Genomic DNA, 15,105 nt, shown 5'->3' with positions numbered 1-15,105 from the left:
TCAACCGCGCGACGGACTGGTGCCCAGGGAGGCGACCGTCTGATAGGTGTTCATGTTGCGGGCGATCTGGATCACCTTGCGCGCGTACTGCGGATCGGTGGCGTAACCGGCCTGCTGCAGCCCCTGCATGAAGCGCTCGGAGTTGCCACTGGTGGACAGCGCCTTGTCATAGCGGTCGTTGCTCTGCAGGAAGTTCACGTAGTCGTGGAAGCTGTCGGCGAAGGAATCGTAGGTACGGAATTTCTCCGTCTCCTTCACCGCCTTGCCATTGACGAACTCCTGGGTCACGGCCGTGGCGCTACCGCCGTCCCAACCGTGGGACTTGATGCCGAACAGGTTGTTGCTGTTGCTGCCATCGGCCTGCTTGACCATGTGCTTGCCCCAGCCGGTTTCCAGCGCAGCCTGGGCTACCAGGTACTTGGGATCGACGCCCAGGCGCTTCGCCGCGGCCTCGGCCATCGGCATCATGGTGTCGACGAATTCCTGACGGGTGCGAAAGCGCGTCTTGCCGCTGGTGGCTGCGGTATTGTCGAGGACGGACACGGCGTCAGTGGCCGCCGCAGTTTTGCCGGTCGCCTGATTGGGGTTCTGGCGCCAGGCGCTCTGCGCTGCCGCCACGTCCTGGAAGCTCTGCTTGAGCGTGGCGCCCTGCTCGGCAGCGCCGGCAATATTGGCGGCCATGCGCTCGGCCACTCGGCCCGGCAGGGCCAGGCGGCGGGTGTTGAGGGCGGCGGAATCGTCCCGTCCGGAAGCGGCGGCGCCCGCGGCAGCCGGGGTCAGGCCACGGCTGCCGACCTCGTTGAGCTTGGCATTGCGCCCGGCGGCCAGCTGGCTTTCGCTTGGCGCGGCCTGGCCGACCTGGGCGAAGGGATTGGGCCGCGAGGAATGCTGGCCGGTCTTGCTCAGCTGGCGCTCGAGGACATTGGCCAGGCCGATGCCGCCGCCGTCCCGCGACAGGGATACGGCCAGCTGCTGGTCGTACATGTCCTGGTACTGCTTGGTGGTCTCGCTGGAAAAGGGGCTGTCCTTGTCCGCCAGCGCCTGGTTGGCGCTGCGCATGGACTTGAGCATCTGGTTCAGGAACAGCGACTCGAATTCGCCCGCGACCTTCTTGACGTTTTCCGCGCTGTCGCGATCCTTACCCTTCATCTGGGCCAACCGATTCAGGTCGGTGAAGGCCCCCGAATCCTTGACGTTGCCGTAGTTGCCACCCAGACGAGATTCCATCGCCCGCTCTCCTTAAATTACGATCAGATCGGCCTGCAAGGCGCCGGCCTGTTTCAACGCTTCGAGAATGGCGACCAGGTCGCTGGGCGCTGCGCCCACCTGATTCACCGCCCTCACGATCTCATCCAACGTGGTTCCCGGACCGAACTTGAACATCGGCTTGGCCTCCTGCTTGGCCTTGACGGTCGACTGGGGAGTCACCACCGTCTGCCCACCCGACAAGGGATTGGGCTGGCTCACCTGGGGGTCTTCGCTGATGGTCACGGTCAGGCTGCCCTGGGTCACCGCCGCCGGCGAGACCTTGACGTTCTGGCCGATGACGATGGTGCCGGTCCGGGAATTGACGATGACCTTGGCCACCGCCTGCCCCGGGTCCACTTCCATGTTCTCCAGGATCGAGATGTAGTCGACGCGCTGGCTGGGATCCACCGGCGCCGTGACGCGAATCGACCCGGCATCGAGAGCAGATGCAACACCCGCGCCAAGTGTCTCGTTGATCTTGTCGACGATGCGCTTGGCGGTGGTGAAGTCGCTGCGATTGAGGTCCAGCGTGATGCTGTTGCCCTGGTCGAAGCCGCTCGGCACCGGACGCTCGACGGTGGCCCCATTGGGAATGCGACCGGACGACGGAACGTTGACGGTGATCTTCGAGCCATCGCGGCCTTCGGCGTCAAAACCCCCGACAACCAAGTTGCCCTGGGCGATGGCGTAGACCTGGCCATCGATCCCCTTGAGCGGTGACAGCAGCAGGCTGCCGCCTCTCAGGCTCTTGGAGTTACCGATGGAGGACACGGTGATATCGATGGTCTGACCGGGCTTGGCGAAGGCCGGCAGATCGGCATGGATGGACACCGCCGCGACGTTCTTCAACTGCGCCGTGGTGCCCGGCGGTACCTTGATGCCGAACTGCGCCAGCATGTTGTTGAAGGTCTGCACGGTGAAGGGGGTCTGGGTGGTCTGGTCGCCGGTGCCGGGCAGGCCCACTACCAGGCCGTAGCCGATCAGCTGGTTGGTCCGCACGCCCTGGATGCTGGCGATGTCCTTCAGACGATCCGCCTGAGCCAGGGGCATCACCAGCACCAGCGCCGCCGCAGCGAAGAGAGACTTGAACATGGTGCTCATCCTCAGAACGGCATCAAGGGGCTGCCGAAGAACTGGCTCAACCAGCCCGGCTGACTGGCGTCGGCGAAGGCCCCGGTCCCCGAGTAGGTGATCCGTGCATCGGCCACGCGGGTCGAGGACACGGTGTTGTCGGTGGCGATGTCGTCGGCGCGGACCATGCCCTGGATGCGCATGAGCTCGTTACCGGTGTTGAGCGTGAGCCACTTCTCGCCGCGAACCACCAGGATGCCGTTGGGCAGTACCTCGGCGATGGTCACGGTCAGCGAGCCGGACAGGCTGTTGCCCTGGGCCGCCGTGGACTTGCCGGTGTTGGAACGGTTGCCGGAGAAACCGGCATCCAGGCTCAGGTCGCCATCGGCCAAGGGATTAGGGATCGATGGCTTGGCGCCGAACAGCGAGGTCAGCCCGAGGGTGGCCTTGGTGTTCTTGGCGATGTCGGAACTGGCATTCTTGCTGGCCTGGGTCTTCTCCTGCAGGGTGACGGTGATGATGTCACCCACGCGGAAGGCCTTGCGATCGGTATAGAGGTTCTGCTCGAACCCCGACTGGAAGATGGCGCCATTGTTCTGCGCCGCCGGCACCGGGGTACGCGGCAGCACCGGGGCGTAGTAGGGATCGTCCGGCTTGGCGGCCGGGGCTACGCATCCTGCGAGGACGAGCGCTCCCAGGAGCGGGGCGACGGCGAACAGAGGTTTCATGGAGCACTTCCTCACAGGGGATTAGAGCTGCTGGGTAACGAAGCCGAGCATCTGATCGGCGGTGGAAATGACCTTGGAATTCATCTCGTAGGCGCGCTGGGTGGTGATCATGTTCACCAGTTCCTCGACGGTGCTTACGTTGGAGTTCTCCAGGGTGCTCTGCAGCACGGTGCCCAGGCCGTTCAGGCCCGGGGTGCCGACCTGGGGCGCGCCGCTGGAAGCGGTCTCGGCGAACAGGTTCTGGCCCACGGCCTGGAGACCACCCGAGTTGACGAACTGGGCGATCTGCAGGTTGCCGACGATCTGCGGGGCGGCCTGGCCAGCGGTGGTGACCGATACCGTGCCGTCTTCGCCGACGGTGAAGGTCTTGGTGTCGGCCGGCAGCACGATGGCCGGCTGCAGCGGGAAGCCATTGGCGGTGACGACCTGGCCATCGGCGTTCAGGTGGAAGGTGCCGTCACGGGTGTAGTTGATGGTCCCGTCGGGCATGGTCACCTGGAAGAAACCATCGCCGTTGATGGCCATGTCCAGCGGCTGGTCGGTGGTCTGCAGCGAGCCTTCGGCGAAGTTCTTCTGGGTGCCGACGATGCGCACACCGGTACCCAGCTGCAGGCCGGAGGGCAGTTGGTTGTCCTGGGTGGACTGGGCACCCGGCTGGCGGCGGATCTGGTACAGCAGGTCCTGGAACTCGGCGCGATCGCGCTTGAAGCCGGTGGTGGACACGTTGGCCAGGTTGTTGGAAATGGTGGTGAGGTTCATGTCCTGGGCGGACAGACCGGTCTTGGCGACCCACAGTGACGACATCATGATGGTATTCCTCGAAGTGCCGGTTTTACGTCGGCGCTAGCCGTTATCAGGAGAATTGCAAAACCTTTGCCATCGCGGCGTCGTTGTCTTCCGCGCTGCGCATCATCTTCACTTGCAGCTCGAATTGGCGGGACAGCGACAGGATCGAGGTCATCTCCTCGGCGGCGTTGACGTTGCTCGACTCGACGAAGCCGGAGATCAGGGACACGTTGGCGTCCATGGGTGGCGCAGCCTGCCCCTGCTTCATGTGCAGCAAGCCGTCGAGGCCCTTTTCCATCTGCTTGGTGTCGGGATTGACCAGCTTGATCCGGTCGACCTGGGCCAGGGCGTTGGCCGCCTGACCCATGCCGCGCACGGTGATGCTGCCGTCCTGGCCGATCTCCACCTTGGAGGCCGGCGGCACGGCGATGGGACCGCCATTGCCGAGCACCGGCAAACCGTTGCCGGTGCGCAGCATGCCGAGGGCATCGATCTGCAGGCTGGAGGTACGGACATAGGCCTCCTTGCCGGCGGGGTCCTGAACGGCCACGAAGCCCGGCCCCTGGATGGCGACATCCAGGTCGCGACCGGTCTCCTGCAGGGAGCCCGCCGTGAAGTCCGTCGCCGGCCGCTCGCTCATGGAATAGACGCGCGACGGCATGGTCTCGCCGAACACTTGCATCGAGCGCGCCTGCTCGAGGTCCTTGCGAAATCCCGAGGTCGAGACGTTGGCCAGGTTGTTGGCGTGGGCGCGCTGGGCCATCTCGTTCTGGCTGGCGCCGGTCATGGCGACGTACAGCAGCTTGTCCATCTGATCCTCCGACGGCGGCAGATTACCGCCAAAACGTGCGTTCGGAGGTTTTATAGCAAGCGCCGTTCCAGAAAACGAAAAGACCTATGAATCAGTCACTTGAAAATGAAAAAGCCTCCCGAGGGAGGCTTTTTCCGGCGCTTGGCCGGCAGGCCGTCAGAGAAACGACATCAACGCAGGTTGATGATCGTCTGGGTGATGGCGTTCTCGGTCTCGATGGTCTTGGCGTTGGCCTGGTAGTTGCGCTGCGCCACGATCATGTCGACCAGCTCGGTGGAGATGTCCACGTTGGAGGCTTCCAGCGCCCCGGACTGCAGGGCACCCAGGGTGCCTGAGCGCGGCGTCCCCACCACCGGCTGGCCGGATTCGGCGGACTCGGTCCAGGAGGTCTTGCCCATGGGCGACAGGCCCTGGACGTTGGCGAAATTGGCCAGCACCACCTGCCCCTGCACCTTGGACTGGCCATTGGTGTAGCGCGCGAAGATCTGGCCGGTGTCGTCGATCTCCAGGCCCGACAGCTGGCCGGTGGTGTAGCCGTCCTGGTTGACACTGTTCACCGCGAAGGCGGTGGAAAACTGCGTCGACCCACGCGGATCGAAGGTGAAGCCGCCAGTGTTGCCGAGGGCGCCGTTCCAGCTGTAGTTGGCCGGATTGCCGCCATCGGAGATGGCCGGGATCCAGCCACTGCCACTGGAGCCGGTAGGATCGGCGGCGAAGGTGATGATATTGGTCGTCGGATCGACAGTGACCCCCGGGGACGAGGACGTCACGGTGCTCAGCTTGCCGGAGGCATCGAAGGTGACGCCGAAGCTCTGCGGTTGGGTGCCATAGGCGGCTACCGCGGCAGCCACCGAGGCTGCGGTGGCACCGGTCGCAGCGGCGGCGGTGTTCGCGATGGCCTTCACCTGGGGCGTCGCCCCGGCCATGCCATTGACCGCCGTGGCGACGCTCGCCGGCGTGGCGCCGGCCGCGGCCGCCGCGGTGTTGGCGGTCTTGGTGGCGATACCGGGATCCAGCGGATTGCGGCCGTCGATCAGTACCTGCATCGACCATTGGTTGGTCGCTGGCGCCGGTGCCTTGATGAAGTACTGCGACATGACGTGGGAGTTGCCCTGGCTGTCGTAGATGTTCAACGAGGTCGAGGAATTGTAGGTCTTCGGGTCCGAGGGATCGAAGGGCGTCAGCGTCGGCGGCGTGCTGGTCGAGTTCAGGTTGAACGCCTGGGAGATCTGCGTGGTGGACTTGGGCGCCTGGCTGGCGGTCTCGATGCGCAGGTCGCTCCGCACGCCAGGCTGCAGCAGGCCCTGGGCGTTGGTGGTATAGCCCTGCAACCGATAGCCATTGTTGTCGACGATATAGCCGCTCTTGTCGGTGCCGAAGTAGCCCGCCCGGGTGTACTGGATCGCACCGTTGTTGCTGGTCATGAAGAAGCCATTGCCATTGACCCCCATGTCCAGGGCGTTCTGGGTGTAGTCGATGGTACCCTGATTGAACAGCTGGCCGACGTTGCCGAGCAGCACACCGCTGCCCTGGGCGTTCTTGCCGGTCCCCAGCACCGAGGCGGCGTAGAGGTCCTGGAACTCCGCCCGCGACTGCTTGAAGCCGACGGTGCTGGCGTTGGCGATGTTGTTGCCGGTGATGTTGAGGTCACTGGACGCGGCCTTGATGCCGCTCAAACCGATATTGAAAGACATGCTGGATTCCTCTTTCGCGCCGCGCCTTACTGGCCGACCGCCTGGACTTTGGAGATGCCGATACTGCCGACGCCGGCAAGGTTGAGCGTCATTTCACCGCCGTTCTGTCCCAGCGTGACGCTGTCGACGTTGGCGGGCAGGCTGGTTTTCATGGCCTCGGTCTTGCCGTCGATGCTGGCCTGGGCCTCGAAGCGATAGGTCCCGGCGCCCAGCTTGTTGCCGTTGGCGTCGGTGCCATCCCAGGTGAAGTTCACCAGGCCACTGGTCTGCTGGCCAAGGTTGATCCGATTCACCTGGCTACCCGCGGTGTCGTAGACGTTGACCCAGACGTTGGAACTCGAGGCGGTCAGATTCAGGGCACCCTTGAAGTCGGCGCTGGTGTCCACCTTCACCTTGTCGGTATCGACGATCACCTTGCGTCCGACCAGCGTCGAGGCCTGCAGCGCCTGGGACGACTGGCTGCCGGACAGGATCGAGCTGACGCTGGTGTTGAGGTTGGTGATGCCCTCGACGGTACTGAACTGCGCCAGCTGCGCGATGAACTCGCCATTGCCCTGGGGCTCCAGCGGATTCTGGTTGTTCATCTGGGCGACCATCAGCTTGAGGAACTCGTCCTTGCCGAGCTGGCTGGTCTTCTTGGTGTCGCTGCCACTGCCGTCGCCCGTCGCACTCGTCTTGTTGAGCGAGTATTTGTCGAGCACCGATTGAGCGGTGGAATTGGTGGTACTTATGGCCATGGCGCCGGTTCCTTACTGACCGAGGGTCAGTACCTTCTGCATCATCTGTTTGGCGGTGTTCATCATTTCCGCATTGGTCTGGAACGCACGGCTGGCCGAGATCATGTCCGCCATTTCCTCCACCACGTTCACGTTCGGGTAGTAGACGTAGCCGTCCTTGTCCGCCATGGGGTGGTTGGGCTCGTAGCGCTTCTGCACCTCGCTCGGGTCCTCGACGATCCCCTTCACCTCCACTCCGACCCCGGCCTGGCTCTGGTCGTCGAACAGCGAGGCGCCACCCTGGGCGGCGTTGAGCTGGGTAGCGAACACCGGGTGCCGCGCCTTGTAGGTCTGGTCGACGCTGGAAGACACGGAATCGGCGTTGGCCATGTTGCTGGCCACGGTATTGAGGCGAACGTTCTGGGCGCTCATCCCGCTACCGGCGATGTTGAACAGCGAACTCAGGGACATGGCTATTCTCCGCGCAGGGCCGACATCAGCCCCTTGAACTTGCTATTGAGCAGGGTGAAGCTGGCCTGGAAATTCATGGCGTTCTCGGCGTAGTTGGCCTGCTCCACCTGGGCGTCCACGGTGTTCTGGTCCACCGAAGGCTGGGTGGGGATACGGTATTTCAGCGCCGCATCGCCCATACCCATGTCGAAACCCTCGGCCGCGATATGGCGACTGTTGGTGGTTTCCAGCTGATAATGGCCGGAAGCTCCGCTGGCGCTCTTGGCCGCCTGCTCCGCCATCACGGCGCTGAAGTCGAGATCCCGCGCCTTGTAGCCGGGGGTATCGGCGTTGGCGATGTTGTTGCCCAACACCTCGGCGCGCTGTGAACGGAAGTTCAGCGCCTGCTCGTGCAACCCGAGTGCCTTATCGAAACTGATGCTCATGTCGAGAGACCTTTGACGTGGCTTGCCTAAGATTTAGCAAGCCCCGTGCCAGACTCTCGAACCCTGTAAAATCAAGGGTTTATGCGGATGCAGCGGGGAGGAAGGCGGCAAGCGGCAAGGTTTTTCCGCCGTCTTTGCCGGTGTGGACGAAGCGGGCGGCAAAACTTTGGCGCAAAAGAAAGGCAGACCGAAGTCTGCCTCGTCATCCCTTGAGCCGGCTCACTTGGCCTTATAGATGATGCCCGGATTGCACTGCACCATCTGATAGAGATCCGGCAGCCCGTTAAGCGCCTCGGACGCGCCGAGGAACAGATAGCCACCCGGCTTGAGGGTGCCATGGATGCGCGTCAGGATGTCCTTCTTCACGTCGGCGGAGAAGTAGATCAGCACGTTGCGGCAGAACACCATGTCGAACTTGCCGAGGCTGGCGTAGCTGTCGAGCAGATTCAGCGCGCGGAATTCGATGCGGCTGCGGATCGCCGGCTTCACCGCCCAGCGTCCCGGCTGGAGGACATCGAAATAACGCTGCAGTCGCTCCTGGGAAAGCCCTCGACCGATGGCCAGCGAATCGTACTCGCCCGACTTGGCCGCGGTGAGAATGGCACCCGACAGGTCGGTCGCCACGATCTGCATGCCCCCACGGGCCTGCCCCGGCGCACTGCGCTCGAACTCGTCCATGGTCATGGACAGCGAATAGGGTTCCTGCCCGGACGAGCAGGCCGCCGACCAGACGCGCAGGCGCTGGCCGAAGGTGTTCTTGGTCAGTTCCGGCAGCAGGCGGTTCTTCAGCACCTCGAAGGGGTAGGTATCGCGGAACCAGAGGGTTTCGTTGGTCGTCATCGCATCGATGACCTTCTCCCGCAGACCGCCACGGGGTTGCATCTGGATGCGCTGGACCAACTCAGACAACGTCTTGATTCCCTCGGTCTCCATCAGCTTGTTCAGCCGACTGGAGACCAGGTACTGCTTGTTGTCGCCGAGCAGGATCCCGCTGGATTTCTCGAGGAAATCGCGAAAAAGCACAAAATCCGCGTTGACTGCTGACACTGCCGCTCCGCCTTCTGGATACCGGTATGGAGACGCCTTCACCTAGTGACTGTCGACCGCGTTGATGCGTTCGACCACCCGGGAGGCGAGATCATCGGGGCGGAACTTGGCCAGGAAGTCGTCCGCTCCAACCTTCTTGACCATCGCCTGGTTGAAGACACCGGACAAGGAGGTATGCAGCAGTATATGCACTTTCTGCATCCGCGAATCATGACGGATTTCCGCCGTGAGGGTGTAGCCATCCATTTCCGGCATCTCGATGTCGGAAATGATCATCAGCAACTCGTCTTCCGGACGCTTGCCCTCGCTCACCATCGTCTGCAGATAGTTCAGTGCCTGCCGACCGTCATTGAGTGCTATGACTTCCACACCGACGGTTTCCAGGCAGCGGCTCACCTGCTTGCGCGCCACCGAGGAGTCGTCGACGATCAGCACCCGCTTGGTGACGGCCTTGGCCTGCACCACCTCGCTGATCACGCCGGCCGAGATGGTTTCCACGGACGGGGCGACTTCGGAGAGGATCTTCTCCACGTCGATGATCTCGACCAGCTGGTTGTCGACCCGGGTGACCGCGGTGAGGTAATGGTCACGACCGGTGCCCTTGGGCGGCGGGTTGATGCCTTCCCAATTCATGTTGACGATCCGCTCCACCGAGCGCACCAGGAAACCCTGCACCTTGGTGTTGTACTCGGTGATGATCACGAAGCAGTTGTTGATGTCTTCCAGTCCACGACGACCGGTGGCCATGGCCAGGTCGATGATCGGAAAGGTGCCGCCACGGATGCTGGCCACGCCCCGTACGACCGGACTGGATTTCGGCATCACGGTGAGTTTGGGGCACTGCAGCACCTCCTTCACCTTGAAGACGTTGATGCCGTAGAGCTGCGAGCCATCCAGGCGGAATAACAGCAGTTCCAGACGGTTCTGGCCCACCAATTGGGTACGTTGGTTGACGGCGTCCAATACACCAGCCATTTGGCGACTCCTCTCGTTGCCGCGAGCCGGTCGGAAAACTCGGCACAGGGCTTGCTTAGGTTAAATCATGAAGACCGAAGCGACGTGTTTCCGACCTATGAAAACCTCCAGCCGTTGGGCAGCGAATCTCGTATTGATCCTGGCATGCCTGGGCGGAAAGGCCTTTGCAGAAGACGACTACACCTCATCTGACGAACTTATCGGCGCTGTCGAAAGTTTTCTTGAGGAGCGTGTGCAGGAATATTTGCTGGAAGCGGGTTTCAACGCCCGCCATGAAAATCAGATCAATGCCCTGGACCCACGGCTGCGCCTCGCTGCCTGCGACAAGCCGCTGACGCTGTCACAACAGGGTGCCCCCACGCCGGTGGGTCGAATCAGCGTCAAGGTGCGGTGCGAAGGCAGCAGCCCCTGGACGGTATTCGTGCCGGTGCAGGTGAAGCTATACCGCCCCGTGGTGGTCGCCGTCCAGCCATTGTTGCGCGGAACGGTGCTGGACGACCAGAACGTGGCGCTCATGGAACGGGATGTCGGGACTTTGACCCAGGGCTACCTCACCAGCCTGCAACAGGTGGTGGGGACCAAGCTCAAGCGCCAGGTGGTCAACGAGCAGATACTCGCCCCGGCCTTCATCGAACAGGCCGAGCTGATCCGCAAGGGTGAGCAGGTGGTCATCAACGCGCGCAGCGCCTCCTTCAATATACGCATGCAGGGCGAGGCCCTGGCCGACGGCGCCAAGGACGAAGAGATCCGCGTGCGCAACCTCAGCTCGAACCGGGTGATCCGGGGTCGCGTGGTCGATCAGGGGCAGGTGGAGGTAGCGCTTTAGTCACAGAGCCAAAAGGAGTACCTTGGAGCGTCCGCACCCTGAACCTCTGCGTCTCATCCTGTCGAAGGATGTGAACCGCCGCACAGGTCTATGGCTAAAGTTTCGGTCTATCACGCCGATAAGCCGGGTATGCGAACGAGACTACACGAGGATTTTCACTCATGGCTCTAGATATCAACCGCCTGAATCCGTCCTCCACTTCCGGCATGGGCGGCACCAAGGCTGCAAGCAACAAGGAAGCGGCTCCGGCTCAGACCAGCGATGTCAAGGCTACCGCCAGCACCGCCTCCGGCGAGTCGGTCAGCTTGAGCGCCCAGGCCCAGCAGCTGAGTTCCCTGACGGCAGGGCTGAAGGATTTGCCGGTGGTCGACAGCGACAAGGTCAGCCGCCTGAAACAGGCCATCGCCGATGGCTCCTACAAGGTCGACAGCCAGAAGGTGGCCGACAAACTGCTGGCGTTCGAGTCCTGACGCCCGGTTCCGGCATGGCCTTCCTGACGATCGCGACTCACGTTCCAAGGAAAAACGCGCCATGCCCAATGCCACCTTGCTCGAGATCACCCGTCACGACATCGACCTGAGCGAGCAGTTGCTGATCCTGATCGACCAGGAATTCCAGGCTCTCTCCGAGCGCCAGCTCGATGCCCTGGAGGCCCTGCTGGGCAGCAAGCAGATCCTGCTCAAGCAGCTCGACCAGCATGCCCAGCACCGTACCCAGCTGCTCCGCCACCATGGCCTGCAGGCCGATGTACAAGGTCTGCGCGCCTACGCCGCGACGCAACCCGATGGGGCGGAGCTGCTGGCCGCATCGAGCCAACTCGCGCAACTCATGGAACAGTGCAAGACCCGCAACGCGCGCAATGGCCAGGTAATCCAGGCCAACCGCTTCGTGGTGGGCAAACTGCTCAACGTCCTGCAGGGCACCTCGGCACCCACGCTGTACAACAGCCGCGGCAGCCAGACCGGCGGCGGCTATCAGCGACCGCTGAGTTCGGCCTGACGACCGTCGTTCGTCTGCCACTGCGTTTTAGCTGCATTGCTGGCAGGTAGCCATTATCCTTGCGTACCGCCATTTACAGGAGTTCCCAGGTGCGAGGCCCTTCCGTCAGCGACAACGCGCCCCAGCCGCCCCAGGTGTACCGCTCCATGGGAGAGATCCTGATGTGCCTGCGCCCGGCCGTCGAACAGCATCTGCCCCTGCGCATCACCTTCGGCCAGCAAGGTCCGCAATTCCAGAGCTTCATCGTCCAGCTCGACGAAGCCAAGGGACTGATCGCCCTGGACGAATTCGTCCCCAGCGAGGGCGAGCGCCTGCTGGAGCAAGGCCTGCCCTTCCTGGTGGACAGCTTCCACGATGGCATCAAGGTGACCTGGCGCAGTGAACAGCCTGCGCGACGGGGAGAGCTCAATGGCACGCGCTGCTATTGGATCGCGCTGCCCAGCGCCCTCACCTACCATCAGCGGCGCAATGCCTACCGCGTCAAGCTGCTGCTCAATCGTCCGGCGAAGGCCCAGCTGCTCCAGGGCAGTGATCAGCTGCAACTCCAGGGCCAGCTGATCGATCTGTCGGCCACCGGCTGCAAGCTGCGCTTCCCCGGCAACGTCACCCATCTGCTGCAACCCGGCCAATTGATCCAGCGCTTCACCGCCGAGCTACCCATAGGCACCATAGAAGCTGCGGTGAACATCCGTCACGTGGCCTGCCTGAGTCGCCTGGAGTACAGCGACGTGGGCGTCAGCTTCGATAATCTCAGTGGCGCGGACCAGCGCCAGATCGAGCGCTTCGTCTATCAGTTGCAGCGGGAAAATCGCCGCTTCGAATGAATGACGGCAGCGCGCCCGGTCGATCCGGGCGCAACGCGATCATGGCGTCGCCGGCTTGGCTGGCGTCTCGCCGCCCTCTTCTTCCGTGCCAGTGGGCACAGCCACCTCCTCCACCGCAGCTTCCGTCACCACCGGCTCGCCTTGCATCTGTTCCTGCACTACCTGGGTATCCACCCGCGGATCCAGGGCGGCGGCCAGGGGCGAGCTGGTGGAGCCCTCGGGCATGGGCACGTGGTTCAGCGGCGCCTCGTCCACCAGATGCTTGCCCGTGACGGCATCGGGCCGAATGCGCCAGATGAGGATGCCGCCGCAGAGTACGACGAAGGCATAGAGCATGTTCGGGCCGATCAGATTCATCAGGGCGCCCACCACCAGCGGACCGATACAGGCTCCCAAGCCAAAGGTCACCAGCAGCATGGCGCTCAGGGATACCCGCCGCTCGCCTTCGATATGGTCGTTGGAGAGGGCCACTGCCAGGGGGTAGAGCACGAATTGCAGCAGGCTGGCGATCAGGCCCAGTGGCAGCAGCACCACCGGCGGGACATGGGGCAGCACCGCCAGCGGCAGGGCCGCCACGGTGAGGGCGATGGCGACCACCCGGATCAGCCAGCTGCGATCATGACGATCCGACAGCCAGCCGATCGGCCACTGGGCGATCAGACCGGCGAAGATGCAGCAGGCCATGAACAGACCGATGCGTTCGGTCGGCAGGCCCTGGGCGCTGGCGTAGAGCGGTGCCAGGCCATAGAAGGCCCCGATCACCAGCCCGGCGACCAGGGTGGTGGTCAGGGACTGGGGAATGCGTCGAATGAAGAAGGCTGGCTCCAGCGGCGCCGGCTTGAGCGGTGCCGGGTGGATCTTGCCGGTGACGGCCACCGGTACCAGGCACAGGGCATAGCAGATGGCGACCAGCATCACCTTGTCGACGCCGAGATCGGGCGAGGCCACCAGCACCAGCTGACCCAGTGCGAGGCCGAGATAGGAGGCGGTCATGTAGCCGGAGAACACCTTGCCCCGCTCACCGGGGCCGGCCTGCTCGTTCAGCCAGCTCTCCAGCACCATGTACTGGCACATCATGCCCATGCCGATGAGAATCCTGAGCGCGACCCAGACCGGCAACCAGGGCAGCAGGCCGATGCCGAGCACCGCGGCGCCCGCGACCCCGGCGCAGGTGACATAGGCGCGGATGTGGCCGACCTTGGCGATCAGTCGATGTCCCAGCTTGCCGCCGATCACCAGTCCCAGGTAATAGGCGGCCGTCAGGGCACCTACCCAGAGTCCCTGTACCTGCTCGGCAGCCAGTCGCAGCCCCAGATAGGTACTCAAGAGACCGGTTCCGATCAACATCAACAGCGTCGCGAAATAAAGTCCACGAAACGCCGACAGCACACGCCCCATCACCTACTCCATCGTCTCTTGGAAGCTGTCTACGATCTCGCGAGCTAGCGCCAGACTAGGCCTGGACGGCCCCGCGAAAACACCCGAGAAAGCCCAGTTTACGAATGGTAAACGAGCATTTCGACGGCACCGCCTAGGCGAGGCCGGCCTTCCCGGGCCTTTTCAACGCCGTTTGGCCGACGCGCAGTAGATCGTGAACAGCTTCTTCCGCACCGGGCGAGCGCGACGGGATCAGCTTCGTCGTTGCGCCGCCAACTGGGCATCCGCGCCCAGGCGTGGATTGTACTGGCCTGCACAGGCCTTCATCAGCACCTGCAGCACCGAGAGATTACCTCTCACGCTGCTGATCTTGGTCGGTACCTCGCCCTTCGGATAGCGTCGCACGGTGGGGAGTTCCACGCAGCGGTAACCTAATTTCGGCACGCGATAGGACAGATAGGCGAGCAGCTCGTAGGTGGTGAACTCGTCGCGGAACGGCGCCACCCGGGGATCCAGCAGCATGGCCCGGCTGTAGGCGCGAAAACCCTGGGTGGTATCGGTCCAGTGGAAGCCCGACGCCAGGCTCAGCATGGGTGCATGGATGAAGCGAATGGCGAAGTCGCGGGACTTGGGAGTGTTCTCCGCCACGCCACCGGCGAGGAAGCGCGAGGCCTGCACGAAGTCGTAGCCCTGTTCGATGGCCGCGATGAAACGGGGGATGGCATCGGGATCGTCCTTGTCGTTGCCGTCGATGGTGACGATGCCGGTGTAACCCTCGTCGAGCACGAAGGCATAGGCGCAGCGCAACTGGGCGCTGAGCTTGCCGGGCGCCGTCTTCACCAGCAGCCCCCGTACGCCCAGCTCCTGCAGGCGCTGAGGCTCCAGCGAGCCATCGGTGCTGCCGCCGTCGACGATGATGACATCGGCGATGGCGGCGATGTCTATCGCCGCCATGCGCCGCAAGAGATTGAGGATGCGCTCGCCTTCGTTGATGACCGGAATCACCACGCAATGCGGGCGGCTACGGCCGTTCCAGAAGGTCGTCTGGTAGCTGGGTACCTGCCAGAGGGCACGCTCGGCGGCGGGAATTTGAGTAGTCATGAATCC

17 protein-coding genes are annotated in these 15,105 nt (G+C 63.4%); 4 read left to right on the top strand and 13 right to left on the bottom strand.

Going from position 1 to position 15,105, the window contains the following annotated elements; translation table 11 throughout:
• The 11 genes from flgJ to AR540_RS05380 all read right to left on the bottom strand — a co-directional run bounded on the left by flgJ (nt 1) and on the right by AR540_RS05380 (nt 9,972).
• The gene (gene flgJ, locus AR540_RS05430; protein WP_059226801.1) at nt 1–1,227 is read right to left on the bottom strand and encodes a flagellar assembly peptidoglycan hydrolase FlgJ; all 1,227 of its coding nucleotides are present in this window, start codon (nt 1,225–1,227) and stop codon (nt 1–3) included.
• 12 nt (nt 1,228–1,239) lie between these two features.
• A complete protein-coding gene (locus tag AR540_RS05425; RefSeq protein ID WP_442963758.1) occupies nt 1,240–2,349 on the bottom strand; it encodes a flagellar basal body P-ring protein FlgI in 1,110 nt (369 codons plus the stop codon).
• 2 nt (nt 2,350–2,351) lie between these two features.
• Complete coding sequence (gene flgH / locus AR540_RS05420; RefSeq protein ID WP_059226799.1) at nt 2,352–3,047, bottom strand: flagellar basal body L-ring protein FlgH; 696 nt, start codon at nt 3,045–3,047, stop codon at nt 2,352–2,354.
• A 21-nt stretch (nt 3,048–3,068) separates the two neighbouring features.
• On the bottom strand, nt 3,069–3,854 hold the full coding sequence (gene flgG, locus AR540_RS05415) for a flagellar basal-body rod protein FlgG (protein WP_059226798.1): 786 nt from the start codon (nt 3,852–3,854) through the stop codon (nt 3,069–3,071).
• 46 nt (nt 3,855–3,900) lie between these two features.
• The gene (locus AR540_RS05410) at nt 3,901–4,644 is read right to left on the bottom strand and encodes a flagellar basal body rod protein FlgF (protein WP_059226797.1); all 744 of its coding nucleotides are present in this window, start codon (nt 4,642–4,644) and stop codon (nt 3,901–3,903) included.
• Nucleotides 4,645–4,814: 170 nt separating this feature from the next.
• Complete coding sequence (locus AR540_RS05405) at nt 4,815–6,338, bottom strand: flagellar hook protein FlgE (RefSeq protein WP_059226796.1); 1,524 nt, start codon at nt 6,336–6,338, stop codon at nt 4,815–4,817.
• A gap of 26 nt (nt 6,339–6,364) precedes the next feature.
• A complete protein-coding gene (gene flgD / locus AR540_RS05400) occupies nt 6,365–7,075 on the bottom strand; it encodes a flagellar hook assembly protein FlgD (RefSeq protein ID WP_059226795.1) in 711 nt (236 codons plus the stop codon).
• A 12-nt stretch (nt 7,076–7,087) separates the two neighbouring features.
• Complete coding sequence (flgC, locus tag AR540_RS05395; RefSeq protein WP_059226794.1) at nt 7,088–7,525, bottom strand: flagellar basal body rod protein FlgC; 438 nt, start codon at nt 7,523–7,525, stop codon at nt 7,088–7,090.
• Nucleotides 7,526–7,527: 2 nt separating this feature from the next.
• On the bottom strand, nt 7,528–7,950 hold the full coding sequence (gene flgB / locus AR540_RS05390; protein WP_059226793.1) for a flagellar basal body rod protein FlgB: 423 nt from the start codon (nt 7,948–7,950) through the stop codon (nt 7,528–7,530).
• 219 nt (nt 7,951–8,169) lie between these two features.
• Complete coding sequence (cheR, locus tag AR540_RS05385) at nt 8,170–8,997, bottom strand: protein-glutamate O-methyltransferase CheR (protein WP_059226792.1); 828 nt, start codon at nt 8,995–8,997, stop codon at nt 8,170–8,172.
• Between the two features lie 42 nt (nt 8,998–9,039).
• A complete protein-coding gene (locus AR540_RS05380; RefSeq protein WP_059226791.1) occupies nt 9,040–9,972 on the bottom strand; it encodes a chemotaxis protein CheV in 933 nt (310 codons plus the stop codon).
• 67 nt (nt 9,973–10,039) lie between these two features.
• On the opposite strand from AR540_RS05380, the gene flgA reads away from it, so the two are divergent.
• The 4 genes from flgA (at nt 10,040) to AR540_RS05360 (ending at nt 12,621) form a co-directional block, all read left to right on the top strand.
• Nucleotides 10,040–10,798: a flagellar basal body P-ring formation chaperone FlgA gene (gene flgA / locus AR540_RS05375; RefSeq protein ID WP_082706916.1), complete on the top strand. Its 759-nt coding sequence runs from the start codon at nt 10,040–10,042 to the stop codon at nt 10,796–10,798.
• Nucleotides 10,799–10,959: 161 nt separating this feature from the next.
• A complete protein-coding gene (gene flgM, locus AR540_RS05370; protein ID WP_059226789.1) occupies nt 10,960–11,268 on the top strand; it encodes a flagellar biosynthesis anti-sigma factor FlgM in 309 nt (102 codons plus the stop codon).
• Nucleotides 11,269–11,329: 61 nt separating this feature from the next.
• The gene (locus AR540_RS05365; RefSeq protein ID WP_059226788.1) at nt 11,330–11,797 is read left to right on the top strand and encodes a flagella synthesis protein FlgN; all 468 of its coding nucleotides are present in this window, start codon (nt 11,330–11,332) and stop codon (nt 11,795–11,797) included.
• A gap of 89 nt (nt 11,798–11,886) precedes the next feature.
• Nucleotides 11,887–12,621 carry a flagellar brake protein gene (locus AR540_RS05360; protein ID WP_059226787.1) on the top strand — a complete coding sequence of 245 codons (735 nt, stop codon included), beginning with the start codon at nt 11,887–11,889 and terminating at the stop codon, nt 12,619–12,621.
• Nucleotides 12,622–12,660: 39 nt separating this feature from the next.
• Here AR540_RS05360 and AR540_RS05355 read toward each other — a convergent pair whose 3' ends face one another.
• Nucleotides 12,661–14,019 carry an MFS transporter gene (locus tag AR540_RS05355; protein WP_059226786.1) on the bottom strand — a complete coding sequence of 453 codons (1,359 nt, stop codon included), beginning with the start codon at nt 14,017–14,019 and terminating at the stop codon, nt 12,661–12,663.
• A gap of 231 nt (nt 14,020–14,250) precedes the next feature.
• A complete protein-coding gene (locus AR540_RS05350; RefSeq protein WP_059226785.1) occupies nt 14,251–15,099 on the bottom strand; it encodes a glycosyltransferase family 2 protein in 849 nt (282 codons plus the stop codon).
• Between the last annotated feature and the right edge of the window lie 6 nt (nt 15,100–15,105).

The sequence above is a fragment of the Pseudomonas sp. EpS/L25 genome (assembly GCF_001512295.1).
GTDB lineage: Bacteria > Pseudomonadota > Gammaproteobacteria > Pseudomonadales > Pseudomonadaceae > Chryseomonas.
Note: the sequence above shows the minus strand (reverse complement) of the source record. Positions and strands in the feature narration are given on the sequence as shown.

What these genes read in the sequence shown, in the direction of transcription:
- AR540_RS05350 (WP_059226785.1), bottom strand. Translation starts at nt 15,099, where the DNA reads ATGACTACTCAAATTCCCGCCGCCGAGCGTGCCCTCTGGCAGGTACCC.
- AR540_RS05405 (WP_059226796.1), bottom strand. Translation starts at nt 6,338, where the DNA reads ATGTCTTTCAATATCGGTTTGAGCGGCATCAAGGCCGCGTCCAGTGAC.
- flgC (WP_059226794.1), bottom strand. Translation starts at nt 7,525, where the DNA reads ATGTCCCTGAGTTCGCTGTTCAACATCGCCGGTAGCGGGATGAGCGCC.
- flgA (WP_082706916.1), top strand. Translation starts at nt 10,040, where the DNA reads ATGAAGACCGAAGCGACGTGTTTCCGACCTATGAAAACCTCCAGCCGT.
- flgB (WP_059226793.1), bottom strand. Translation starts at nt 7,950, where the DNA reads ATGAGCATCAGTTTCGATAAGGCACTCGGGTTGCACGAGCAGGCGCTG.
- AR540_RS05425 (WP_442963758.1), bottom strand. Translation starts at nt 2,349, where the DNA reads ATGAGCACCATGTTCAAGTCTCTCTTCGCTGCGGCGGCGCTGGTGCTG.
- AR540_RS05380 (WP_059226791.1), bottom strand. Translation starts at nt 9,972, where the DNA reads ATGGCTGGTGTATTGGACGCCGTCAACCAACGTACCCAATTGGTGGGC.
- flgG (WP_059226798.1), bottom strand. Translation starts at nt 3,854, where the DNA reads ATGATGTCGTCACTGTGGGTCGCCAAGACCGGTCTGTCCGCCCAGGAC.
- flgD (WP_059226795.1), bottom strand. Translation starts at nt 7,075, where the DNA reads ATGGCCATAAGTACCACCAATTCCACCGCTCAATCGGTGCTCGACAAA.
- flgH (WP_059226799.1), bottom strand. Translation starts at nt 3,047, where the DNA reads ATGAAACCTCTGTTCGCCGTCGCCCCGCTCCTGGGAGCGCTCGTCCTC.
- AR540_RS05355 (WP_059226786.1), bottom strand. Translation starts at nt 14,019, where the DNA reads ATGGGGCGTGTGCTGTCGGCGTTTCGTGGACTTTATTTCGCGACGCTG.
- flgM (WP_059226789.1), top strand. Translation starts at nt 10,960, where the DNA reads ATGGCTCTAGATATCAACCGCCTGAATCCGTCCTCCACTTCCGGCATG.
- AR540_RS05410 (WP_059226797.1), bottom strand. Translation starts at nt 4,644, where the DNA reads ATGGACAAGCTGCTGTACGTCGCCATGACCGGCGCCAGCCAGAACGAG.
- flgJ (WP_059226801.1), bottom strand. Translation starts at nt 1,227, where the DNA reads ATGGAATCTCGTCTGGGTGGCAACTACGGCAACGTCAAGGATTCGGGG.
- AR540_RS05365 (WP_059226788.1), top strand. Translation starts at nt 11,330, where the DNA reads ATGCCCAATGCCACCTTGCTCGAGATCACCCGTCACGACATCGACCTG.